Raw genomic sequence first — 23,743 nt, 5'->3', positions numbered from 1 at the left:
TGCGGCTATGCTGGCGACGTGAACCCTTCAACGGCACTGCTCACTGACCACTACGAGCTCACCATGGTGGACGCGGCACTCCACGCCGGCACCGCCGAACGTCGCAGCATGTTCGAACTCTTCGCCCGACGCCTCTCCGGCGCCCGCCGCTACGGCGTCGTCGCGGGCACCGGCCGCCTGCTCGAGGCGATCCAGCACTTCCGCTTCGGCGACGAGGAGCTCGACTTTCTGCGCGAGCACCGGGTGGTCACCGATCGGACGCTCGACTGGCTCGCCAACTACCGGTTCAGCGGCGATATCTGGGGCTACCCCGAAGGCGAGGTGTTCTTCCCGGGCTCCCCGCTCCTCACCGTCGAGGCAAGCTTCGCCGAGGGTGTGCTGCTCGAGACGCTCGCGCTCAGCATTCTGAACGCAGACTCCGCGGTCGCCACCGCGGCTTCCCGCATGCGCCACGCCGCCGCGGGCAAGCCGCTCGCCGAGATGGGTTCGCGCCGCACGGGTGAGTACAGCGCGGTCGCTGCCGCACGCGCCGCCTACATCGCGGGCTTCAGCGCGACCTCCAACCTCGAGGCTGGCCGTAGCCACGGCATCCCCACGATGGGCACCGCCGCACACAGCTTCACCCTGCTGCACGACAGCGAGCGCGCGGCCTTCGAAGCGCAGGTGGCCACCCTCGGCACCGACACCACGCTGCTCGTCGACACGTACGACATCGAGCAGGGCGTGCGCACCGCCATCGAGGTTGCCGGCACCGAGCTCGGCGCCGTGCGCATCGACTCGGGCGACCTGCCCGTGGTGGTGGCCCGCGTGCGCGAGTTGCTCGACGAGCTCGGTGCAACGCAGACGCGCATCACCGTAACGAACGACCTCGACGAGTACACCGTTGCCGCCCTCGCGGCCTCGCCCGTGGACAGCTTCGGCGTCGGCACCTCCGTGGTAGTCGGCTCTGGCACCCCGACGATGGGCATGGTGTACAAGCTCGTCGCGCATCAGGACGACTCGGGCGAGTGGATCCCGGTCGCAAAGAAGTCCGCGGATAAGGCATCCGTCGGCGGACGCAAGAGCGTGCGTCGCGCGCACACCCCGCGCGGCGTTGCCCGCGCCGAACTGATCTACCTGGGCGACGGGCCCGCGGGCACCACCGAGGGCGAGGCAGGCGACGGCCGCGAGGTGCTCGTGCCGTTCGTCGTGGCTGGCGAGCTGCAGCCCGGCCACACCGGAGCCGACGGGATCGCCGCGGCTCGCGAGCGCCACACGCTGCGCGTCTCCGAGTTGCCACCCGTCGCGATGAGCCTCACCCGCGGCGACCCTGCGATCCCCACCGAGTACCGCTAGCTGTTGCGGGCAATGGGGGTGCTGACGTTCCTCGAAGGTCCCCGCGCAGACGGGTACGATGGTCTCTATGTCGAGCCCTGAATCGGACACTCAGGGGCTTTCGGTCACGCCGTCAGCCCCTCACCTCCGCCAAGCCCCTAGCTGATTGCACGCTACGCGCAGCATGTCCTTCGGGCGTCCTTGAGGCGCTGACCGTGGTGACGAGACGTTCTCTTGTTCGTTCTCTCGCTTCGGAGTTATCTCGATGCCTTTCGCTCTCTATCTTCTTGCCCTGGTGGTCTTTGCCATGGGCACTTCCGAATTCATGCTCGCCGGTCTCGTACCCGACATCTCTACGTACTTCGGAGTTTCCGTGGGGGCCGCTGGTCTCCTGACATCGGCGTTCGCCGCAGGGATGGTGATCGGTGCACCAGCGATGGCCGCGCTCACTCGTCGCCTCCCGGTGAAAGCGACACTCCTGGGTTGCGTGATCGTATTCGCGCTGTCCCACGTCGTCGGGGCGCTCACGCTGGATTTCACTGTTCTGTTCATCACGCGCGTAATCGCGGCGATCGTGAATGCAGGCTTCCTGGCGGTCGCGTTGGGAGCGGCGACGAGACTCGTAGCGCCCGACGCCAAAGGTCGAGCCGTGGCGGTTCTGCTGGCGGGTACCACCGTCGCCACCGTCGCAGGTGTACCCGCAGGTGCGCTGCTTGGGACGGCACTCGGCTGGCAATCGACGTTCTGGGCGATCGCACTTCTCTGCGTCCCCGCCGCGATCGGCATCGCTGTGGGCTTCAGCTCTGAAGCCCACGACTCATCAAAGGAGGAGCCATCCTCGACCTCGCTGCGTGTGGAACTGGCGCAGCTGGCATCCCTGCGCCTCGTTCCAACGATGCTGCTCGCCGCCCTGGTGAATGCCGGCACCTTCGCCACGCTCACCTTTCTCGCGCCGATCGTTACGGACACCGCCGGCCTGAGCCAGTGGTGGGTACCGGTGGCCCTTGTGCTCTTCGGTGTCGGCTCCTTCATTGGTGTCACCGTTGCAGGACAACTCTCGGATGCCCGACCCAGGATCGTCATCGTGGGCGGTTGCAGCGTTCTCGTGCTCGGGTGGGTCGCGCTGGCGCTCTGTGCAACGAACCCCGTTGCCCTGCTCGGGCTCGTATTCCTTCAGGGAGTGGTGGGGTTCGCCGTCGGGAGCACGCTGATCACGCGAGTGCTCTATGCCGCGGCGGGTGCACCCACCATGGCGGGGTCATACGCGACCGCGGCACTCAACATTGGTGCGGCTGCCGGTCCCGTGCTCGCCTCTGCCGCACTCAGCGTTATCCCGGGAGCACTCGGACCCGTTTGGGTAGCTGTGCTCGCGAGCGCCACGGCACTGCTGCTCGCAGTTCCGCTTATTCGGCTGATTGCCTCCGTCGAGAGCGAGGCGGTCAAGTGACGCACGCAAACTCGTCGCTGACGGCCGAAGGTCGTCGTCGCACCATCACCCGGCTCCTCGCGCAGCGGGGCCTGAACCAGCGCAAGTTTATTGACCCCAACGGGGAGGTGAACCAGCAAAGGCAGCGAGAAAGCCGTCACTGCCGTCGCGTTCCTCGGGCGTGCAAGAGCTTGGTTCGCTGAGCATGGCATCGCCGGGATCGAGCGCGTCGTGACCTCATACAGCTCGCCCGTACGACGAAGGGCCGCGATCCAGAATCTTGCTCTGGATCGCGGCCCTTCATCGTGTGCGGCGCCTCGGGCGCGCGCTACTTGCGCATGCGCTCGTAGACCTTCTTGCAGTCGGGGCACACGGGGAACTTCTCGGGATCCCGTGACGGCGTCCACTTCTTCCCGCAGAGCGCGCGGACGGGCTTACCCGTCATCGCCGACTCGAGGATCTTGTCCTTCGGAACGTAGTGCGAAAACCGCTCGTGGTCGCCATCCTCGATCTGCGAATCCTCGAGCAGCTTCTCAAGCTCGCGGTCGAGCACATCGGTGCCACCGGCGGGGCTCCCGGAGGAGTCGGAATCGCTGCGCGTAAAGAAACCCATGCCTCGATTGTAAACCTGCTCGCTGTGCGGCAACAGCCGGTTTAGTCGTAGACCTGCGTAACGCCAATCAGCTCCGGGCCGCTCCGATCGAAGATGCGCCCCCCGATGAGGATGCCGAGCACGAGGATCAACAGACCGTAGCCCGCACCGAAGAACGCGGCCCAGAGGTTGTCCCCCAGCGCCACGTCGGTGATCGCGGTGACCGCGAACCACACGGCGGGGATCGAGAGCAGGATCGCAGCAATCATCGACAGCGTCTGCGCAAGGCCGGAACCCGAGCCTGACCACTGCGGCTGCACGAAGGGGCTGTCGCCCGGTCGCGTAGTGGGGTACGGCATCATTACGGAGAAGATGCTCGAGACGCCGGCCGATACGAAGAGCACACCGAGGTTCATGCCGACCACCGCGGGCAGCACCCGCCAGTCGCCCATCACCGTCACGGTGATGCTCGAACCGATGAGCGCGAGCGGCACACCAAGCAGCAGCACGGGCGCGAGGCGGCCAGCGCGATCGGCGGCACCGCGAGTCCCGCTCGCCACGTGCTCCCAAATCGCGGTGGAGTCCATCGCAACGTCGTTGTGCTGCGACCAGCCGAGCAGCAGCAACACGATGGGCAGCGGCACGAGCGCAAGCCCCTCGAGCGGCACACCGGCGACCCAGAGCGCGAGCAGAATGAAGATCGGGGCGATCGGGATCGCGAAGAGCGCGACGCGATACCGCGGATCCCGCGCCCAGTAAGTGAGGAGCCGGGCGGCGATTGCGGGCGCCGGGCGGGCCGGGAAGCGCTCGAACCAGCCCAGACCGCTGCGCGCCACATCGGGGTCGATGGGTCGCTCAATGCGCGTGAGCGAGGCGCGCACGATCGCAAACCAGACGAGGCAGAGCACGAGAATCGCGGCGCCCACAACGGCCAGGCGACCAAGCGCCGCCGCTGGATCAGCACCGAGCGCAAGCGCCGCGAACGGCGCGCCGAAGGGCGTCCATCCGAGCACGTCCGCGAGATCGCCCGCAGAGTCGAAGCCACCGTCACGCGTCGTCGAGGCGATCGCGAACACCGCGACCGGCAGCGCGGCAACCAGCAGCACCGCGCCGATGGTCCGCACGAGGCCCTCGTAGCGGTCTCCCACCAGCAGCTTCGCAAGCGCGGAGGTGACCCGAGCGCTCACTACGGCCAGCAGCGCCGCAAGCAGCAGCGCAACGGGGGCGAGCCAGGCGGGATCACGCCACTCGGGGCGGAACACCGCGAGCGCGAGCAGCCAGAGCGCGAGCAGGAAGAACGGCCAGCTCACCACAGTGGTGGCGAGGAGCGCACCGCCAATGCTGCCCGGGCCCGCAGGCAGGCCGCCGAACTGCCGCGGCTCCAGGTGCCCACGGTTTGCGAAGAACGGCACGAGCAGGATCGCGCCGAGCACGATTGCCCCGAAGGAGATGTCCACCACAGCGCGGTCGTGCTGCGCCGGAATGAACCACGCGGGCGCCGCCGCGGCGACGACCGCGAGGGCTGCGAGCACGACGGCTCCGGCAATAGTGCGCGTGACCCGTCCGAACGGACCGCGCAGCGCACCGCCGAGCAGCGCTACTCGGAGTCGGAAGAGCCGTGCAGCCATTCGAGCCCCTTCTGCGTATCGCTCATGCCGGTCAGCTTCGTGAAGCGCTCCTCCAGGCTCAGGCCATCGCGCACCGCGTCGACCGTGCCTTGCGCGATCACGCTGCCATCAACGATGATCGAGACGTGGTCACACACGCGCTGGATCAGATCGAGGCTGTGGCTCGACATGACGACGCTCCCGCCGCCCGCGACGTACTTCTCGAGGATCTCGGTGACGTTTGCGGCAGACACCGGGTCGATCGTCTCGAACGGCTCATCGAGCACGAGCACCTCGGGCGCGTGGATCATGGCGCATGCGAGGGCGATCTTCTTCTGCATGCCCGCCGAGTAGTCGGACACCAGGCGCCCGAGTGCGGACTCCAGGCCAAAGGCCTCAGCGAGTTCCGCGGAGCGCTTGGCCACCGCTGCCTCGTCGACTCCAGCGAGGACGCCCGAGTAGTAGAGCAACTGCGCGCCCGTCAGCCGGTCAAAAAGTCGCAGCCGGTCGGGCAGCGAGCCGATGAGGCGCTTCGCCGCGGGGCCGTCGGTCCACACATCAACGCCGCTCACCGTCACTCGGCCGGAGGTGGGGCGCAACAGGCCGCTGATCATCGACAGCGTCGTGGTCTTTCCGGCGCCGTTCGGTCCCACAACTCCCGTGAACGAGCCCGCGTGCACCTGCAGCGAGACCTCGTTGGCGGCGACGACGGGTCCGTACGTCTTCGTGAGCATCTCGGTGCTGAGTACCACGGGGTTCTGCTCCGCCAGGCGACCCCGCTCGCGGGCACGCACCACTGAGGGCACGGGCACCTGAATGCGGCCGGTGCGGGGCGCCGCCTCGGCGGCGCGCTCTGCTGCGGGCTCAGGCGCCGGCGTCGCAGCCGGCTCAGCGGCGGGCGCTGCCGCGGGAGCCGGCGCTCCAGCGGCGCGGCTCGGACGAACTCGGGCTGCGCTGAGCGGCGCTGCCGCAGGATCTCCCTCGAAAACCGGAGCGCTCGACGCCGAGTTCTCTGCGGGCTCGGGTGAGGACGGTACTTCTGGAGTTACGGGCGGCACGTGAACCAATTTATCAAATCTGGAGCGCAGCGCGGCATGCGCGCCGGGATTCGCGAAAAGCGGCAGAATAGTCGTGTGAACTCTGCCCCACGACCGCCGCGCGCGAACGCCTGGTCTTCGCTCTGGTTGCTGACCAGGCGTGACCTGAAGGTGCGGTACTCAACGTCCCTTCTCGGGTACCTGTGGTCGATCCTCGACCCGCTCCTTATGAGCCTCATCTATTGGTTCGTGTTCACGCAGGTGTTCCAGCGTTCCGTGGGCGAAGAGCCGTACATCGTGTTCCTGCTCACGGCACTTCTCCCCTGGGTGTGGTTCAACGGAGCGATCTCAGATTCAACCCGCGCCTTCCTGCGCGACGTGAAGCTGGTGCGCTCCGTCGCCCTGCCGCACTGGATCTGGGTGGGGCGCATTGTGTGCTCAAAGGGCATCGAGTTCTTGCTCAGCCTCCCCGTGCTCGTGCTCTTCGCCGTGTTTTCGGGCGCGCAGGTGGGCTGGGGGCTGCTCCTCTTCCCACTCGCGGTCGTGCTGCACGCCACGCTCACGCTCGGCCTCGGCCTCATCATCGCCCCGCTCGTCGTCTTCTTCCGCGACCTCGAGCGCGCGGCAAAGCTGATCCTGCGCGTGCTGTTCTACGCCTCGCCCATCATCTACGGCGCGGCCGATCTCCCCGAGTTCGCTCGGCCACTCGCGTGGCTCAACCCACTCTCGGGCATCTTCGCGCTCTTCCGCGCGGGGTTCTTCCCCGACCAGCTGAACTGGCTGCTCGTTGCCACCTCGGCGGGGATCAGTGTGCTGCTGCTCGTCGTCGGCATTCTCGTGTTCCGCCGCACCATCGGCGGCGTCCTGAAGGAGCTGTGACGTGACTGAGCATCAGACGAGTGACACCTCGCCCGGCGCGGAGACGATCATCACGGCCGATGGCCTCGGCGTCCGCTTTCGCCGCAACCGTGGCTCGCGCCGCAGCTTCAAGGACCTCTTTGCAAGCCGCGCCCGGCGCAGTCGCACTGGGGAGTTTTGGGCGCTGCGCGATGTCTCGTTCACGGTCACGCGCGGCGAGGCGATCGGCGTCGTCGGCCGGAACGGGCAAGGCAAGTCAACACTGCTCAAGCTCGTGGCCCGCGTGCTCTTCCCAGATGAGGGGCGCGTCACCGTGCGCGGCGGCGTCGCCCCACTCATCGAGATCACCGGCGGCTTCGTGGGCGATCTCACGGTGCGCGACAACGTGCAGCTCACGGGCGGCCTCCACGGCCTCAGCAAGCGCCAGATCGCCGAGCGCTTCGACTCGATCATCGAGTTCGCCGGCGCCGAGGACGTGATCGATACCCCGTTCAAGCACCTGTCGAGCGGCATGAAGGTGCGCGTCGCGTTCTCCGTAATCTCGCAGCTCGACGAGCCGGTACTGCTCGTTGACGAGGTGCTTGCCGTGGGCGACAAGGCATTCCGTGCGAAGTGCTATCGCCGCATCGAAGAGTTGCTTGCGGAGGGCAAGACCCTCTTCCTCGTCTCGCACAACGAGCGCGATCTCCTGCGCTTCTGCTCGCGAGGGCTCTACCTCAACGGCGGCAAGCTGGTGCTCGACGGCCCCATCGATGAGGTCGTCGCGAAGTACAACGCCGATCACCCCGCCGGCTAGCCGTCAGCTGAACGTTCGCCTCCGCCGCGCGGAGAGCAGCCCAGTGTGGGCTACGCGTTTCCGCCGCGGCTGCGCCACGAGTCAGCGCGTGCGATGAGTTCAGCGATCGCAGCGTGGAACCGGCGCGTCGGGGCACCCGGCGTCGTGTCGCCGAAGTACCGCTGCGACCACGTGCCGAGCCGCTCGATCGCTGCCGCATCGTTGATCACCCGATCGGTCACCTCGGCCGCGCGGTCCAGCTCGCCCGCGTCGAGCCACTCGCACACGCTCAGGTAGCCACCCTCGTCAACCGCCGCGTCGGGGGCAACGGGCCGGGTCACCATGAGCGGCTTGCCCGTGGCCAGCCGGTCGTACACCATCGCCGAGATATCGCAGATCGCGAGGTCGGGGAGGCTCAGCTGCCAGCCAAGCACGGGCGACTGATCGTAGACGTGCTGCGCGCTGGGATCCGCCTGGTTGGCTGCCGCGATCATGGCGATGATGCGCTCGTTGGCCGCCCCGAACTCCGCGTCCACGACGCCGCTGCGCGGGTGCGGTCGGTATACGACCCGGTGCCGGCCGGTCGCGAGCAGCTCCGACACGAGCCGCTCTCCGTGCGAAGCGACCGAGCCGTAGCTCGCGGCGGGGCGATCTCCCTCCCAGGTGGGAGCGTAGAACACGACGGTGCGCTCGTCGGGCGTGAACGGCGGCTCGCCGCTCAGATGGTCGGTCTGGGGGCGGCCGATAGGAATCGTGCGCGCTTCGACGTCGTAGTCCCACAGCGCCGCCGCGAGCCGAGCGCGGGCGGCGTCGCCCGCCACCAGGGCGTAGTCGTACGCCTTGTGCTGATTGCTCGTCATATACATCTTGTCGCTCTCGCCGTGATTGACGAACACGTGCCAGCGCTGCCCGTACCGCATCATCTGGAAGTTGCGCGTGTTCTGGTTCACGTAGAGCACCACGTCGAGCTGCTGTGCTTCGATAACGCGCTCGAGGTCGGTCACCTTCTGCACGAAGGCGACGTCGAGCCCGCTCTCCTGCATCAGCTGCCGCGCGCCCGCCGCGTTTCGGGCCAGCACAAGCACGGGCCACTCCTGCGAGAGCTCCTGCAACGGCGCGTACCACTGGCGCATCTGGTAGATATTCACGTCGCTGTCGGCGAAGTAGACGGCCACGCGGAAGTGCTCCGTGGGCAGCGGACCACGCTTCGCGATCATCTCTCGAACCTCGAAGTAGGCCCGGCGCCCCTTCAACACTCGCTGCCCCAAACGGACCGCGCGCTTCATATCCTTCGCCAGCTGCATCGTTCCAGGATAGCCCCGCTTCCAGCCCCACGACCCGCGGCTGTGGGAAGATCAGGAGGTGCAGCTCCCCCCTCTCCCCGACTCCCCCGCCGTGAGCTTCGTGATGCCCGTGCTCAACGAGGAGGATTTCCTCGAGTCCGCGGTGCGCACCATCCTCGCGCAGGAGTACCCGGGCGAGAAAGAGATCGTGCTCGCGCTCGGCCCGTCATCGGACACGAGTACGGCCATCGCCGAGCGTCTCGCGGCAGAGGATCCGCGCGTGCAGCTGGTGGCAAACCCCGAGCGCGACATCCCTGCTGGGCTGAACCACGCGATCGCAGCGTCTCGCCACCCCGTGATTGTGCGCGTCGACGCCCACTCTGAGCTCACCCCCGACTACACGAGCCGCGGCATCGCAGCGCTCCGCGAGCACGCCGCCGCGGGCGTGGCGAACGTGGGCGGCATTATGCGGGCCGCCGGGCGCGGCGACGTGCAGCGTGCCATCGCGCGCGCCTACAACAGCCCGTTTGGGCTCGGCGGCGGCGCCTACCACGGGGACGGCACCCCCGGCCCGGCCGAGTCCGCTTACCTCGGCATCTTCCGCCGGGAGGCCGTCGACGCGGTGGGCGGGTACGACCCCGGCATTCTGCGCGGCGAGGACTGGGAGCTGAACCTCCGCATCCGACGTGCGGGGTTCACCGTCTGGTTCGATCCCGCGCTCGAGGTGACTTACTGGCCGCGCGCGAGCTTCACCGACCTCGCCCGCCAGTTCTTTGCGACCGGCACGTGGCGCGCCGTGCTCGTGCGCCGCTACGGCCGCGCAAACCCCTGGCGCTTCTTCGCGCCCGGCGCCCTCGTCGTGGGGCTCGCGGTGAGCATCATCACGCTCCTCATCCTCGTGGTCGGGGCGCTCCCGTGGGCATCGGGCTGGCCGATCCTGCTCGCACCGCTCGCGCTCTACCTGCTCGGGATCGCGTTCGCCACGTTCCGCATCCCCGAGCAGCGCGGGGTGCGGGATCGGTGGCTCACGGTTCGCACGCTCGTCACGATGCACCTGAGCTGGGGCACGGGATTCTTGCGTGGGATCGTGTTCGGCGGCGGCCGCGTCGTCGATCGCTCGCGCATCAGCTGACACCGGAGCGCTACACCCCCTCCGCCAGCAAGCCGGTCACGCGATACGGGATCACCTCGCGCAGAAACAGGCTGGTCGAGGTGCGCTTGATGCCGGGGCAGAGTCGAATCTCCTCGCTTACCCGGTACAGATCGTCGGGGCTCTTCGCAACGACGCGCAGCAGCAGGTCTGTGTTGCCCGCTGGCGCGAAGCACTCGAGCACCTCGGGAATGTTTGCGAGCGCCTCGATGGCCTCGGCGATGAAGTGCTGATCAAGCTCCACCTGCAGGCTTGCGCCCACCGGTCGGCCGAGCGCAGCGGGCGAGATTCGGGCGCTGTGAGCGCGCAGCGCCCCCTCGGCGGCGAGTTTTTCGAGGCGCGCCTGCACGGTGCCGCGGGCGAGCTCGAGGCGCTGCGCAATCATCGCGGTGGGCATGCGCGCATCGCGATCGAGTTCGCGCAGGATGCGCCGGTCGGTGGCATCGAGATCACTCATTTTGCTCGCTTCCCGCTCGACGACGCGCCGAGCAATTGATCATATTGCTCAATTCTAACGTGATCGCTTGCGCGGAACGCCTGGTTCTCGCTCTACTTATGCACAGGACGCGGTCAGTGCGTCTCACGCTTCACCCCACCCGCTCGCGCCACACCCGGTGTGAACGGCAGGACACGCCCCACAAGGGCACGCCCACCCGAGGAGCACGCCATGAGCGCGACACCCACCCCTGTACGCCCACTCTCCCCCGCGGCCCACCACAGCCCACAGCAGGTTCGCCCCCGAATCCGGGCCGCACTGACCGCCCTGACTCTGTTCACGCTGCTCGTCAGCGCGAACCTCACCACCCCGTTGTTCCCTCTACTTGAGCGCACGCTCGACTTTGGTCCGCTCGGCACAACGCTCGCGTTCTCGAGCTACGTGCTCAGCCTCATTGTCGGGCTGCTCGTCTTCCGCCGCTTCGCGGATACCGCGAACCGCCGCACGGTGCTCGTCGTCGCACTCGTGGTCACCGCCGTCGGCACCGCGGGGCTGGCGCTCGCCCCGAGTCTCGGCTGGTTCGCCGTAGCGCGCGCAGCGCAGGGCGCCGCGATCGCCTGCGCCACCGGCACCGCCTCCGGCGCGCTCCGCGCTCTCCTCCCCGGTCGCCCGGCGCTCGTGGGCCGACTCACGCTGCTCGCGAGCTCGGGTGGCGTGGCCTGCGGCCCCATCATCGGCGGTGTGCTCTCGCAGGGCGCCGCCCCGCTCAGCACCCCATTCATCACCCTCGCGGTCGCACTCGCGGCCCTCGTTCCAGCGATCCTCATCACAGCGCCGCACGAGCTCTGCCGCCCGGACACCGGCCCAGTGCCGATCGCGCTCGCGGATGCACCGCCGCGGGTCGCCCGCTCCGAGCGTCGGGCCGGACGCCAGTCGCCCGCAGCCCTGCGCGCGTTTCGGCTCGCCGCCGCCACCGGGTTTGTGAGCTTCACGGTGTTCGGCTTCTGCCTGTCGCTCGCTCCCTCACACTTCGCCTCGATCGTCGGCACCCACTCCCGCCCCGCGATTGGACTCCTCGCCGCGCTCACGCTCGGCGCATCCGCGCTCACCCAGCTTGTCCCGCTGCGCGGCGCGTGGCGTCTGCCCGGCGGCCTCACGGCGCTCGCTGCGGCGCTCGTGGGGCTCGCGCTCGCTGGCCCGCTCGGCAGCCCCGCGCTGCTCGTCGCCGCGGCGCTCCTCGCGGGTGTCGGGCAGGGCGTCGCCTTCCAGGCCGCGTTCACGGGAGCGACGGCCGCGGTCGACCCGCGCCACCACGCGTCGACGGTCAGCGCGATCTACACGGTCACCTACCTCGGCAGCGCGCTGCCCGTGATCGGCCTCGGCGTCCTCGCCGAGCGGCTCGGGTTGAGCACGGCGGTCACCGGCTTTGCGCTCGCCACCGCCATCGCCTGCGTGGCGCTTGCCGCCGCTGCACTGCGCCCCGCACCGCGCCGCGGGTAGCGGGCGGAATCCGTCTACTCGGCGAGCAGTTCGAGGGCCGCGCGATCCGCGTCGTCCAGGAGCGGCCCGAAGCGCTCGGCTACCGCGCCCCGCGCGATCCGCCCCGCTGCCTGCGCATCACGTCGCTCGATCGCGTCGAAGAGGCCACGGTCAATCGCAGCGGAGGCAAGCTTCACCCGGTTGTCGTGGTGCTCGCCCTCAGCGTCGCGCGCCATCATGCCGCGCAGCACCCCGGAGACCGCCTGCCCGCTCATCTCGAGAATCTGGTTGCCGCTCGCCGCCCACACGGCCTCGTGGAACTCGAGGTCGGCCGATGCGAAGTCTGCGGCGTTCGTGTCGGCCGCCGCCTGCATGCGCTCAACCGCCGCGCGCATACGCTCGAGTTGTGCGGGCGTGTGGCGCTGCGCCGCGAGCTTCGAGGCCGAGCCCTCCAGAATCACGCGGAACTGCACGAGCTCAGACACGCTGAGCGCGTCAGTGCCGATCATGGTGCGGAACGAACGGCCGAGCGTCTGCGACGACGGCGCGAGCACCTGCGGGCCGCCGCGCGTGCCCGGCTTCGACTCGATGAGGCCCATCGACTGCAGCACGCGGAGCGCCTCGCGCACGGTGGGGCGACTGACACTGAACTGCACCATGAGATCGCGCTCGCTCGCCAACTGCGATCCGATAGGGATCTCACCGGAGAGGATGGCTTCTTCGATCTGCTCGACGATGCGCTGGTACGTGTGCACAGGCACCGCCGGAGAAAAACTGTGGGTCGTCAACTGCGGGTCTCTCCTGTAGCTGGGGATCGCGCTCGCGCCGCGCTGCGCTTGGTCGATTCGCGCTGTTACGAAATTGCGCCCCAGTCTAGTCCCCGCGCAGTGGCCTTACCATGTATCCTGGTTCGAACCCCGTGGCCAGTACCCGGAAATCAAGGATGATTGGGAGTGAACATTGGTGCCACCGCACCGCCCCGGCCACGATGACGAGCACACCCCGCCCGTCCCACATATGAAACGAGCTGCGGCCGAAGCGTCGCAGCCCACCCCTCTTCTCGATAGGAAGCAACGATGCGACGCAGGAACTCCCTGACCCTCACCGCAACGCTGATCGCCGCAGGCGCCCTCGCGCTCAGCGGCTGCTCGGCGGGATCCGCCGGCGCCGGCGGATCCGGTTCGGGCGACGCCCCGACCACCGCGACGATCGCGCTCACCGGCGCCCCCGTGAACCTCGACTTCACGACCACCGCCGGCTCCGCAATCCCGCAGGCGATGATGTCGAATGTGTACGAGGGCCTCGTGCAGCTCGACCAGGCCGGTGAGATCCAGCCCCTGCTCGCGAAGTCGTGGACCATCAGCGACGACCGCAAGACCTACACCTTCACGCTCGAGGAGGGCGTCACGTTCTCGAACGGCGACGCGTTCACCGCCGACGATGTGAAGTTCAGCTTCGACCGTGTGAAGAGCGACTGGGTGTCCAGCCTCAAGGCGAAGATGGACGTTGTCGACAGCGTCGAGGTCCTCTCGGACACCGAGGTGGCCGTGCACCTGTCGAAGCCATCGAACGCCTGGCTCTTCAGCCTCGCAACCCCGGTTGGTGCGATCTTCTCCCCCGACGGCGTCGCCGACCTCGCCAACGCCCCCGTGGGCACCGGCCCGTACTCAGTCGAGACGTTCACCGCGAACGACAAGATCGTGCTGGATACCCGCGACGACTACTGGGGCGAGAAGCCCGAGGTCGAGTCCGTCACGCTCAAGTACTTCGCAGACGCAACCGCCACGACCAACGCGCTCCGCACGGGCGACATCGACGCGATCGTGAACCTGCAGGCGCCCGAGCTGCTCGACACCTTCGAGAGCGACGACAAGTACACCGTCACAACGGGCACCTCGAGCGGCGAGATCTCGCTGTCACTCAACAACAAGGCGGCCCCCTTCGACGACGTGCGCGTACGCCAGGCCGTGCTGTACGCACTCGACAAGCAGGCGATCCTCGACACCGCATGGAACGGCTACGGCTCGCTCGTTGCGACCTACGCGACGCCGACCGATCCCTACTACGAGGATCTGAACGATCGCTACCCGTTCGATCCCGAGAAGGCGAAGGCGCTCCTCAAGGAGGCGGGCCAGGAGAACCTCAGCATCACGTACACCGTGCCCACGCGCCCGTACGCGCAGGCCGTGTCCGAGATCGTCGTCTCGCAGCTCAAGGACGTCGGTATCACCGCGAAGATTGAAAGCTCCGAGTTCCCCGCAGTCTGGCTCGACGAGGTCTTCACGAAGCACGACTACCAGATGACCACGGTGCTGGCCACCGAGGCCCGGGACATCCTCACCGTGTTCAACGACCCGAACTACTACATCGGCTACGACAACGCGAAGATTGCTCCCATCGCGGCGCAGGCCGATGAGGCGGACGAGGCCGGCTACGTCGCCGGGATGAAGCAGGTCGCCGAGCAGATCGTCGACGACGCCGCCTCCGGCGTGCTGTTCCTCTTCCCGAACATCACGGTCGCAAAGGCCGAGCTGCAGGGTCTCCCCGAGAACGCCATCATCGAGGCACTCGACCTGACCGAGCTCAGCTGGAAGTAACGGGGCACCCGCTCCACACCCCCGGCGGGCGCGAACCACACGGTTCGCGCCCGCTCTCACCCCCACCACCCGAGGACCGCGCATGGCCATACGGATTCTGATCAACCTCGCCCGATTTGCGGTGACCTATCTCGTCGCGACGGTCGTCGTGTTCCTCTTCATGCGGCTGATCCCGGGCGACCCGGCGCAGATCGCCCTCGGCGTGAACGCGACCCCCGAGCTCCTGGAGCAGACCCGCAAGGAGTTCGGCACCGACCGGCCGCTCATCGTCCAGTACTTTGACTGGGCGGGCGGCCTCCTCCGCGGCGACTTTGGCGTCTCCTACGTCACCCGCACGGACATCAGCCCGCTCGTGAACGACCGCCTGCAGGTCAGCCTGATCCTCGTCATCGCTGCCATGATCGTCGCACTCGCCATCGCGATCCCGCTCGGCACGTGGGCCGCGGTGAAGCATCGCAATCTTTCCGGCGTGGTCATCGGCGCGGGATCCCAGCTGGGTGTCGCGGTGCCCGGCTTCCTCGCCGCGATCCTCCTCGTGCTCGTCTTCGCCGTGGGCCTAGGCTGGCTGCCCGCGAGCGGGTGGACCCCACCCGGCGAAGACTTCGGCGACTTCCTCCGCCGCCTCATTCTCCCCGTGCTCGCGCTCGCCTCCGTGCAGGGCGCGATCCTCACCCGTTACGTCCGCTCGGCCGTGCTCGAGATCATGAGTGAGGACTACCTCCGCACCGCGCGCGCGAAGGGGCTCAGCAAGATGGGCGCCCTCGTGAAGCACGGACTCCGAAATGCCGCGATCCCGGTCATCACCGTGACCGGCGTGCAAATCGCCGCCCTCATCATCGGCGCGGTGGTGATCGAGCGTGTGTTCGTGATCCCGGGCCTCGGATCGATGCTGCTCGACGCCGTCGGCAACCGCGATCTCCTCACCGTGCAGTCGGTCGTGATGGTCCTCGTCGCGATCACGCTCGTCCTGAACCTCGTTGTCGACGTGCTCTACACGATCGTCGACCCCCGGATGCGAAAGAGCGCATAACCATGACGACGCAGAATCTCCCCACGCCTCCCGTGCAGGCGCCTCGCACCACCGCGATCGCCGCACCCCGGCCGCCCAAGAAGCGCGCCGGGCTCTCCCCCACGCTCATCGTGGGCCTCGTGCTGGTCGCCATCGTCACCGTGGCCGCGCTCATCTCGTTCGTGTGGACGCCGTATGACCCCGTGCAGGCGATCGCAGCCGACCGTCTGCAGGGCCCGAGCGGCACGCACTGGTTCGGCACCGACAAGTACGGCCGAGACGTGTTCTCGGCCATGCTCTACGGCGCGCGCATCACCCTGTTCGTGGGCATCATCTCCGTCGGCATCGCGCTGCTCATCGGTACTCCGCTCGGCATCCTCGCCGGCATTCGCGGCGGCTGGATCGAAGAGGTCATCATGCGCACCTCCGACATCGCGCTCGCGTTCCCCGCGCTGCTCCTCGCGATCATGTTCAGCGCCGTGTTCGGCGCGTCCACGCTCACCGCGATGGTCGCGATCGGCATCGCAACGATCCCGGGCTTCGCGCGCGTCGCCCGCTCCGGCACGCTGCAGGTCATGAGCACCGAGTACGTCCTCGCCGCGCGCGCTGCAAGCCAGTCCCGCTTCCGCATCGCGCTCCGCCACGTCCTGCCGAACATCGTCGGCATCGTCGTGGTGCAGTGCTCGGTGTCGTTCGCGCTCGCCGTGCTTGCCGAGGCTGGCCTCAGCTTCCTCGGCCTCGGCACCCCGCCGCCCACCCCGTCGTGGGGGCGCATGCTGCAGGAGTCGCAGCAGTTCCTCGGCACCCACCCCCTGCTCGCCATCATCCCCGGTATCGCCATCGCGATCGCCGTGATGGGCTTCAACCTGCTGGGCGATGGGCTCCGTGACCGATTCGATCCCAAGCTGAACGGGAGCCGCGGCTAATGACCACCTCTTCCCCCACACCGCAGTCTGGCGCCAGCCCGCTGCTCGCTGTCGACGCGCTCAACGTCCGCACGCCGCACCGCACCCTCGTGCACGACTTCTCGCTGCACATGGCGCACGGCGAGCGCATCGGCCTCATCGGCGAATCTGGTTCCGGCAAGTCGATGACCACCACCGCGCTGCTCGGTCTCCTCCCAGCCGGGGTTACTGCCGACGGCTCGGTTCGCCTCGACGTGGCCGAGCGCCCGGGCAGTGCCGAGCGCAACCTGCTCGAAGCGCCCGAGTCCGAGCTCATGAAGATCCGCGGCCGTGACATGGCCATGGTGTTCCAGGAGCCACTCACCGCACTCAACCCGCTCATGCGCGTTGGCGCACAGGTGGCCGAGATCATGCTGCTGCACAAGCTCGCGCCGTCGAAGGCGGAGGCGAATCGTCGTGCAGTCGAGATGCTCGACGCGGTGCATCTGCCCGATCCCGCGCAGGCGGCACGCGCCTACCCGCACCAGCTCTCGGGCGGCCAGCGCCAGCGCGTCATGCTTGCGATGGCCCTGGCCAACGATCCCGCGCTGCTGCTGTGCGACGAGCCCACAACAGCGCTCGACGTGACCGTACAGCGACAGGTGCTCGACCTCATCCTTGAACTCGTGAAGAAGCGCAACACCGGGCTCCTCTTCATCACGCACGACCTCGCCGTCGTCGCGAACATGTGCACGCGCGTGCTCGTCATGAATCAGGGCATCGTCGTCGAAGAGGGCACCACCGAAGACGTCTTTACCCGACCGCAGCATCCCTACACCCGGGGGCTGCTCGCTGCGAGCGACCTCGATGCAACCGACGCTGATGGTCGCCTGTTCACCGTCGCGAGCGCGAAGGAGTACGTGCCGCCCACCCGGGAGGAGCTTGCAGCAGAGGCAGCGCGGAGCGCCGCTGCCGACGCGGCGTCCGTCGCCGACGCGGCGGCGGAGCGCGCGGTTCCGGGCGGTTCCGCCGCGCCGGCGACGGGCGCACCGGACACCGAGACCGTGATGCGTGTGACCGACCTCGTCCGCACGTACACCCGCGGGAAGACGAGCCTCTTCAAGCCGGCCCCCGAGGTGCAGGCGCTGAAGGGCATCTCGTTTGAGGTGCCGCGCGGCGGCCGGCTCGGGGTTGTCGGTGAATCCGGCTCTGGCAAGTCGACGCTCCTGCGCATTCTTGCGGGACTCGACCAGCCCACCTCCGGCAGCGCGATCGTCGCAGGCAACGAAGTAGCAGGAGCGAAGGAGGCGCAGCTGCGTGAGCTGCGCCAACAGTTGCAGATTGTGTTCCAGGATCCGATGGGGTCGCTCGACCCGCGCATGACGGTGGAGCAGATCATCTCGGAGCCGCTCCTCGTGCGCGGCCGCACCGAGACCGCGGCTGAGCGTTCGCGCATGGTCGCGGAGATGCTCGAGGCCGTGGGGCTCCCCGCGTCTGCCGCGGAGCGCTACCCGCATCAGTTCTCGGGCGGGCAGCGCCAGCGCATCTCCATTGCCCGCGCACTGATCTGCCGCCCGCAGGTCGTGGTCGCCGACGAGCCCGTGAGCGCCCTTGACGTGTCCGTGCGCGCGCAGGTGCTCAACCTGCTTGCCGACCTCGTCGACGAGTATGGCCTCACGCTCGTCTTCGTGTCACACGATCTGAACGTGGTACGCCACCTGTGTGACTCCGTCATCGTGATGCAGTCGGGGGAGATCGTGGAGGCCGGCCCTACCGAATCCGTCTACCGCGCCCCACAGCACCCCTACACGCAGCGCCTCATCGATTCGTCGCTGACGCTGCGGCAGGAGTTGCAGCACGCCTTCTAATCCATCCGCGGCCGCCCACCTGGGCGGCCGCGCTCAGCTCACCGTTCGAAAGGACCTTCTCGTGACCGCCTCCGGCACCACCCCCGTTTCCCCTCGTCTCGCAGACCTCGACGCTGGCGCACTCGCAGCAGCGTTCGCGGCGGGGACGCTCACGCCGAGTGAGGTCGCGGAAGACGTGCTGGAGCGCATCGCGGCGCGCGAGCCCGAGCTGAACGCGCTCTACCTCCACGATCCCGAGCAGGTGCGCGCAGATGCCGCGGCCTCGACCGCGCGCTGGGCCGCCGGTGCACCGCTCAGCGCGTTCGATGGCGTGCCCGCGACGGTGAAGGAGAACATTGCGCGCGCCGGGCAGCCGAAGCCGTCGGGCACCGCGATCCCGAACCCGCCGATTTCGCAGGCGAACGCGCCCACCACCGATCGCCTCGTCGAGGCCGGTGTCGTGATCCTCGGCTCCACCACCATGCCCGATTGGGGCATGCTCTCCTCCGGGGTGTCGAGCCTGCACGGCATCACGCGCAACGGCGTTGATCCGCGGCTGACCTCGGGCGGCTCCTCAGCGGGCGCTGGCACCGCCGCGGCCGCGGGGTACGGGCCGCTCCACGTGGGGACCGACATTGGCGGTTCCATTCGACTGCCCGGCACGTGGCAGGGACTCACGGCGCTGAAGCCCAGCGAGGGCCTGATTCCGCTCGATGTGCCGTATGACGGCCGCGCGGCGGGCCCGCTCACCCGAACGGTGGCGGACAGCGTGCACCTCATGTCGATCGTTGCGCGCTCGGACGCGCGTGACTACCTCACTCGGGCGTACCCCGAGATGACGTGGTCGACCGAGCCGCTCGAGCCGCGCGGCATGCGGGTCGCCCTGCAGCTCGACGCGGGTTCCGGGCTTCCGGTCGAGCCGGAGACGCGCGCCATCATCGAAGCTGCCGCTGAGCGCTTCGCGGAGGCGGGCGCCGAGATCGTTGAGCTCGCGCCGTTCGTCGGGGCTGAGGTGCTCGACGGCCTCGTCGACTTCTGGCGCAGCCGCTCGTACGCCGACTACGAGCTGCTTTCGGATGCGGAGCGCGCGGCGGTGCTGCCGTTCATCGCAGAGTGGTGCGCGGCGGGCGCCGACATCTCGGCTGCGCAGACGGTGCGCAACCGCAACCAGGTTGACGAGATGGCACGCCTCACGCGCGCGGCGACTGAGCCGTTCGATCTTGTCTTGTCGCCGGTGTCCCCGGTCGCCGCCTTCGCCGCGGAAGACCCCATGCCGATCACCGATCCGCGCGAGACGATGGGGCACATCTCGTTCACCGTGCCCTACAACATGTCCGGCCAGCCGGCGCTCTCGATCGGCGCAGGCGTGCAGGCCGATGGCCGCACGGTGGGTCTGCAGATCGCAGGCCCCATCGGCACAGACGACCGCCTCCTGCGCGTCGCAGCGTGGTTCGAGGGTGTGCGCGGCGCGGCCGCCGAGGTCGACTGGTCCCGCCTCCCCTAACCCCGCCCGCCCAACGGTTTGGGGTCACTTCGGCAGGGTGTCGCGCGGCCGAGCTGCACGACACCCTGCCGTAGTGACCCCGATTCAGGGGTGGAAGGGGCGCAGAGGCCGAGGGGCAGGGCCCCGTTAGCCGAACGCCGCGTAGCGGTCCGCCGCGTCAGCCACATCGTTGTTGTAGGCGACGCTCGGGTTGTAGGCATTCACCGCGGCAATCCAGTTCTCGGCAACGCGCAGGTCACCGCCTATGGTGCAGAGCATGGCGGCGGCCGAGAGCGCAGCGTCGTCGACCCGATCGATGTTCGGGCTTCCCGTCCCCGAGGCGCTGCGCCCATACTGTGCCCAAGTCTGCGGAATGAACTGCATCGGGCCGACTGCCCGGTCCCACCGAGCATCGCCGTCGATACTGCCCCCGTCAGTGTCCGGAATCGCCGCAAACTCCACCCCGTCGAGCGCTACACCCACAATGCGTGGCAGTGCGCGCCCATCGGGCAGCAACTGCGCGTCGCCGATGGTGCCGTGGTGCGTCTCCACTTGGCCAATCGCGGCGAGCGTGTTCCAGCCGATGCCACAGTAAGGCTGTTCACGCCCAACGGTGAGCGCCGCGTTCGCGTAGGCCCGAAGCGCGGGTTCCGGAATCTCCGCAGCCGCTGCTGTGTCGGCGAGCCACGCTGGATCCACGGTGGTGCGAGCGGACTCCGCCGCTCGTGCCCCGCGCGTGTCGGGGTCCGGTCCAGTCTCAGCTCCCGCGGTTTCCGACGACGAAGGAGCCGCCCCGGCGCCGGGTTCGAGCGGCGGTTCTGAGTCAGCCGGCTGCGACGCGGGCGCGGCGGCGCGGCGCTCGGTGTCCGGCGCTGCGCTCAGTTGCCCGCCCAGTACCGTGACCCCCAGGCCAACGATGCCGGCGACGACGAGCGCCAACGCCCCGAGGCCGAGCACGAGCGTGCCGCGTCGGCTCGGACGTGGCACGCTGTCCTGGCCCGGTGCGCTCGGAGATGAATCTGACACTCGAGTATCGTACGCGGCCCCACCCCCGGCCGCCGATTCCTCGAGGCCGCGCAGAAGCCAGGAGAGCGTGTCCTCCCCCGGCTCCGGCTCACGCGGCCCCGCGGGTGCCTCGGCTGAGCGGGTCAGCTCAGCCACGCGACCGTCGCGCACGACGAGTCCCTGCCGCGAGGAGCGCGCCCGCGCCAAAGACGAGCCCCAAGCCCGCGAGTACTGCGGTCGAGGGCTCAGCTCCCGTGCGCGCAAGCGTGCTCGGCCCGGCGGCTGCCACCTCGTGCGCGGCGGGCGCTAGGACGGCAGGACCCGTCGGCGTCCCTGCATCGGGTGTGGTTCCCGGGCCAGGCTCCGGCGTGGTTCCAGGCTCGGTGCTGGGGTCGGTCCCCGGTTCGACTCCGGGGTCAGTACCCGGGTCGGTCCCAGGATCAGTTCCCGGATCGGTCCCAGGATCAGTGCCCGGGTCAGTGCCGGGATCAGTTCCCGGATCGGTCCCCGGGTCGACCGCGTGCTCCGTGAAGCGGATGACCACGGGGTGCGGGCGCTTCGAGTCGTCGGTCGCCACCGCGCTCCGTGCAAAGAACGGAGCGACGAGCGGGTTCAGCAGGGAGACAAACTCGTTCGGGAACGAGTCCTCGTAGTCGTAGAACCAGGTTCCCGCTCCGGCGGCCTGCCCCGTCCACGAGAGCGGGATCGTGGCTTCCACGCGCCCGTCCTCGTCCGGGCCGGAAAGCTCAGCACCAGTAAAGGTGGCGATCGTGACCCGGCTGCTCGGGTAATCCTGACGAGCGTTCCCGGCAGCGTAGAAGCCGGAGAACTCGGCGGTAATGTAGCCGGATCCGTCTGCCCCGATGTGCAGGTGCGGCGCGGCGAAGTCCCACAGGTTGCCGCTCCCCGAGGTGAGACGAGCGGTTCCCGCAAACTCGACCACACGGTTGCCCGCGGCGTCACGTGCACCAGTGCCGCTCCCGAAAGTGAACGGACGGAAGAAGTAGGCCTGCAGCGCGGCATCGCTCGCTCCGGATCCCGGGTTCACGATGTCCGGCAGCGTCACATCGCCCGCAATCACCGAGCGTTCAAAACCGACTCGGAAGTTGCTAAACCAAATATTGCCGATCGTCCACTCAAGTTCGGCACCGTCGATCGTGGATTCGGGTTCCCCCGTCAGGTTCACATCGGGGACTACCCGCGCGGTGTCGACGACGCGGTAGGTGCGTGCCGCACTCGTGGCCGAGGCGAACGGCGTGCCCACTGCGGGAGTGAACACCGCCGTGACCTCACGCGCGCCTCCCGCCGGCCACCGGTCGGTGTCGATGCGCGCGGTCGCCGAGCCAGTCGCGTCCGCAGTCACGCTCGCGCTGCCGAGGGAGAGCTGCCCATCGAAGAACTCGACGGTGCCCGCGAGCTCGGCAGCTGGTTCGGCGCCGCCCTGCGTCCCGGACCCCTGGGGCACGGTCTTCACCGTGGCCGTCACGGGACCAGACTGCCCCAGAATGTATCGGGCACGATCGCCAACCTGCGGCACGGCCACCGACACGGTGGTCGACACGACCGCTTCGGCCTCCGCACGAAGCACTGCAGCTTGCGCATGGGGCAACGGCAGGCTGGGATCCGAGACCGCCCACGCTGAGTGCGGGGCGAGGAGGATCCCCGCACTCAGCGCGCACGTCACTGCGACGCCGGTGACCGGGCGGAGTGTCCGCTTCACTGTGCAGCCTCCGCGCCCACGCTGAGCTTCAGCAGTTCCGGATCGCTCGGCAGCTCGGCGTCCTCCGCTCCGCTGGCGTTCGGCACAAACTCGACCGTCGCAGAGCCTTCCTCCTCGGCAACCACGCGCACCACGCGCGGGTTCGCGTGTGGCGCGTCTTCGATCACCCGGACAGTTTTTGTGTCGTCACTCGAGACGTCCCAGTCCAGGCCGGGCGTATCGATGAGCACTCGGATTTCCTGGCCAACGTTGAGCTCGCCGTCGACACCAGAAAGTTCGCTCACTGGGACGGTCGCCACGACCGCACCGGCCTCGGCAGCCGCAATCGCCTCGTTCCCCTGATCGCCCGCGCCAGCGGCGGTGCAGCCGCTCGCCCCGATCCCGATCGAGAGCGCGAGAGCTCCCAGGGCACAGCCGCGCAGCCAGGAGCGCGTCGGGCGCTGCGATGCCTGTCCCAGCCGGCTCATGCTGCGTGCTCCGAGTACTCAGCAAAGCGATCCTCAAGGTCCTGGCCGGCAACGCCGTTGAGCCAGTACGCAGAGGCGACCTCGCGGAGCACCGTGCGCTCCTCGTCCGCGGTGAACCCGGCGCCATCCACGAGCGCGCGGTAGCCCTCCTTGTATGCGACTGGATCCGGGATCTCAGCGAAGGAGTAGAAGGTGGAGCCCAGATCACCATCGGTCTGGTAGCTGTCCCGGAACATGCGGGCAATCATCTGCCCACCGGAGAGGTCTGCGAGGTACCTCGTGTAGTGGTGCGCGACGAAGTGCGGCAGGGACTCGCCTGCGACCTCTGCGATGCGTGCCGCGTAGGTCATGATGCCGGTCGTCGCGAAGCGGTCGTATACCTGGTTCTGCCAGTCGGCGCCGAGCCAGTGCTCAAGGTCAGCCGCAAGTGACGGGAGGCGATGAAGTTCCGGCAGCCAGAACACGAAGTCTGCGCCATGCCGCTCGCGCTGCGTCGCTGCCGCACGCTCGAGCGCCTCGTACATGAGGTAGTGCTGCGCCGCCTGGGCAGCAATCCCGTCACGGTTCAATCCGCCCCGCAGAAACGCAATCGCGAAGCGAGGTTCGCTTTCGCCCTCGACGTGACCGATGCGCGACAGCGCCCGCAGTCGCACCGAAAGCGGCTGCCCCTCAGTCTCGGTGATGATGGCGTCGACGGGGCTGTCCACGAGCTGATTCATGAGTGCTCTCCTCTTGGGCCCCGTGCGGGGCGGTGTGGTCGGTGCGGGGGTGGGG

Annotated in this window: 21 protein-coding genes; 11 read left to right on the top strand and 10 right to left on the bottom strand. The window is 68.5% G+C overall.

The annotated features are described in order from the left end of the window. The first annotated feature begins 18 nt into the window (after nucleotides 1-18). Together D3226_RS05710 and D3226_RS05705 are read left to right on the top strand one after the other, a co-directional pair. The gene (locus D3226_RS05710) at nucleotides 19-1,335 is read left to right on the top strand and encodes a nicotinate phosphoribosyltransferase (RefSeq protein ID WP_202381379.1); all 1,317 of its coding nucleotides are present in this window, start codon (nucleotides 19-21) and stop codon (nucleotides 1,333-1,335) included. A 244-nt stretch (nucleotides 1,336-1,579) separates the two neighbouring features. Beyond that, nucleotides 1,580-2,761, top strand: a complete 1,182-nt coding sequence (locus tag D3226_RS05705; protein ID WP_202381378.1) for a Cmx/CmrA family chloramphenicol efflux MFS transporter — start codon at nucleotides 1,580-1,582, stop codon at nucleotides 2,759-2,761. Between the two features lie 307 nt (nucleotides 2,762-3,068). Here the strand turns inward: D3226_RS05705 and D3226_RS05700 are convergent, their stop codons facing one another. The 3 genes from D3226_RS05700 to D3226_RS05690 are packed head-to-tail and all read right to left on the bottom strand — an operon-like array spanning nucleotide 3,069 to nucleotide 5,997. Continuing rightward, entirely contained in the window at nucleotides 3,069-3,353 is a 285-nt protein-coding gene (locus D3226_RS05700) for a DUF3039 domain-containing protein (protein ID WP_202381377.1), read from the bottom strand. 41 nt (nucleotides 3,354-3,394) lie between these two features. Continuing rightward, entirely contained in the window at nucleotides 3,395-4,960 is a 1,566-nt protein-coding gene (locus tag D3226_RS05695; protein WP_202381376.1) for a hypothetical protein, read from the bottom strand. Beyond that, the gene (locus tag D3226_RS05690) at nucleotides 4,930-5,997 is read right to left on the bottom strand and encodes an ATP-binding cassette domain-containing protein (RefSeq protein WP_202381375.1); all 1,068 of its coding nucleotides are present in this window, start codon (nucleotides 5,995-5,997) and stop codon (nucleotides 4,930-4,932) included. The genes D3226_RS05695 and D3226_RS05690 overlap by 31 nt, the downstream gene beginning before the upstream one ends. A gap of 36 nt (nucleotides 5,998-6,033) precedes the next feature. Here D3226_RS05690 and D3226_RS05685 point away from each other — a divergent pair, with 36 nt between their 5' ends. Together D3226_RS05685 and D3226_RS05680 are read left to right on the top strand one after the other, a co-directional pair. Further along, on the top strand, nucleotides 6,034-6,855 hold the full coding sequence (locus tag D3226_RS05685) for an ABC transporter permease (protein WP_202381558.1): 822 nt from the start codon (nucleotides 6,034-6,036) through the stop codon (nucleotides 6,853-6,855). Nucleotide 6,856: 1 nt separating this feature from the next. Further along, nucleotides 6,857-7,630, top strand: a complete 774-nt coding sequence (locus tag D3226_RS05680) for an ATP-binding cassette domain-containing protein (RefSeq protein WP_202381374.1) — start codon at nucleotides 6,857-6,859, stop codon at nucleotides 7,628-7,630. Nucleotides 7,631-7,680: 50 nt separating this feature from the next. Here D3226_RS05680 and D3226_RS05675 read toward each other — a convergent pair whose 3' ends face one another. Then, nucleotides 7,681-8,913, bottom strand: a complete 1,233-nt coding sequence (locus tag D3226_RS05675) for a CDP-glycerol glycerophosphotransferase family protein (protein WP_202381373.1) — start codon at nucleotides 8,911-8,913, stop codon at nucleotides 7,681-7,683. A gap of 58 nt (nucleotides 8,914-8,971) precedes the next feature. Between D3226_RS05675 and D3226_RS05670 the strand changes: the two genes are divergently transcribed. Then, a complete protein-coding gene (locus D3226_RS05670) occupies nucleotides 8,972-10,024 on the top strand; it encodes a glycosyltransferase (RefSeq protein ID WP_202381372.1) in 1,053 nt (350 codons plus the stop codon). A gap of 10 nt (nucleotides 10,025-10,034) precedes the next feature. Here D3226_RS05670 and D3226_RS05665 read toward each other — a convergent pair whose 3' ends face one another. Continuing rightward, entirely contained in the window at nucleotides 10,035-10,499 is a 465-nt protein-coding gene (locus D3226_RS05665; protein ID WP_202381371.1) for an Lrp/AsnC family transcriptional regulator, read from the bottom strand. Between the two features lie 210 nt (nucleotides 10,500-10,709). Between D3226_RS05665 and D3226_RS05660 the strand changes: the two genes are divergently transcribed. Beyond that, entirely contained in the window at nucleotides 10,710-11,978 is a 1,269-nt protein-coding gene (locus tag D3226_RS05660; protein WP_202381370.1) for an MFS transporter, read from the top strand. Between the two features lie 14 nt (nucleotides 11,979-11,992). On the opposite strand, the gene D3226_RS05655 is transcribed toward D3226_RS05660, so the two are convergent. Continuing rightward, entirely contained in the window at nucleotides 11,993-12,718 is a 726-nt protein-coding gene (locus D3226_RS05655) for a FadR/GntR family transcriptional regulator (protein ID WP_337248903.1), read from the bottom strand. Between the two features lie 315 nt (nucleotides 12,719-13,033). On the opposite strand from D3226_RS05655, the gene D3226_RS05650 reads away from it, so the two are divergent. From D3226_RS05650 to D3226_RS05630, 5 genes are all read left to right on the top strand, one after another. Continuing rightward, nucleotides 13,034-14,554 carry an ABC transporter substrate-binding protein gene (locus D3226_RS05650; protein WP_202381368.1) on the top strand — a complete coding sequence of 507 codons (1,521 nt, stop codon included), beginning with the start codon at nucleotides 13,034-13,036 and terminating at the stop codon, nucleotides 14,552-14,554. A gap of 82 nt (nucleotides 14,555-14,636) precedes the next feature. Beyond that, on the top strand, nucleotides 14,637-15,584 hold the full coding sequence (locus tag D3226_RS05645; RefSeq protein WP_202381367.1) for an ABC transporter permease: 948 nt from the start codon (nucleotides 14,637-14,639) through the stop codon (nucleotides 15,582-15,584). 2 nt (nucleotides 15,585-15,586) lie between these two features. After that, nucleotides 15,587-16,489: an ABC transporter permease gene (locus D3226_RS05640; RefSeq protein WP_202381366.1), complete on the top strand. Its 903-nt coding sequence runs from the start codon at nucleotides 15,587-15,589 to the stop codon at nucleotides 16,487-16,489. Further along, the gene (locus tag D3226_RS05635) at nucleotides 16,489-18,315 is read left to right on the top strand and encodes an ABC transporter ATP-binding protein (RefSeq protein ID WP_202381365.1); all 1,827 of its coding nucleotides are present in this window, start codon (nucleotides 16,489-16,491) and stop codon (nucleotides 18,313-18,315) included. Before D3226_RS05640 ends, D3226_RS05635 begins: the two co-directional genes overlap by 1 nt. Nucleotides 18,316-18,376: 61 nt before the next feature. Then, nucleotides 18,377-19,798, top strand: coding sequence for an amidase (locus tag D3226_RS05630; RefSeq protein ID WP_202381364.1), 1,422 nt, complete (start codon nucleotides 18,377-18,379; stop codon nucleotides 19,796-19,798). A 126-nt stretch (nucleotides 19,799-19,924) separates the two neighbouring features. Here the strand turns inward: D3226_RS05630 and D3226_RS05625 are convergent, their stop codons facing one another. The 4 genes from D3226_RS05625 to D3226_RS05610 all read right to left on the bottom strand — a co-directional run bounded on the left by D3226_RS05625 (nucleotide 19,925) and on the right by D3226_RS05610 (nucleotide 23,688). Further along, nucleotides 19,925-20,803 carry a lysozyme family protein gene (locus tag D3226_RS05625; RefSeq protein WP_202381363.1) on the bottom strand — a complete coding sequence of 293 codons (879 nt, stop codon included), beginning with the start codon at nucleotides 20,801-20,803 and terminating at the stop codon, nucleotides 19,925-19,927. Between the two features lie 127 nt (nucleotides 20,804-20,930). Continuing rightward, nucleotides 20,931-22,502, bottom strand: coding sequence for a hypothetical protein (locus tag D3226_RS05620; RefSeq protein WP_202381362.1), 1,572 nt, complete (start codon nucleotides 22,500-22,502; stop codon nucleotides 20,931-20,933). Next, on the bottom strand, nucleotides 22,499-22,969 hold the full coding sequence (locus D3226_RS05615; protein WP_202381361.1) for a hypothetical protein: 471 nt from the start codon (nucleotides 22,967-22,969) through the stop codon (nucleotides 22,499-22,501). The genes D3226_RS05620 and D3226_RS05615 overlap by 4 nt, the downstream gene beginning before the upstream one ends. Further along, nucleotides 22,966-23,688, bottom strand: a complete 723-nt coding sequence (locus D3226_RS05610) for a biliverdin-producing heme oxygenase (RefSeq protein ID WP_202381360.1) — start codon at nucleotides 23,686-23,688, stop codon at nucleotides 22,966-22,968. The genes D3226_RS05615 and D3226_RS05610 overlap by 4 nt, the downstream gene beginning before the upstream one ends. Nucleotides 23,689-23,743: the final 55 nt, after the last annotated feature.

It is taken from the genome of Leucobacter chromiireducens subsp. chromiireducens (assembly GCF_016758255.1).
In the GTDB taxonomy this organism is placed as follows: Bacteria; Actinomycetota; Actinomycetes; order Actinomycetales; family Microbacteriaceae; genus Leucobacter; species Leucobacter chromiireducens.
Note: the sequence above shows the minus strand (reverse complement) of the source record. Positions and strands in the feature narration are given on the sequence as shown.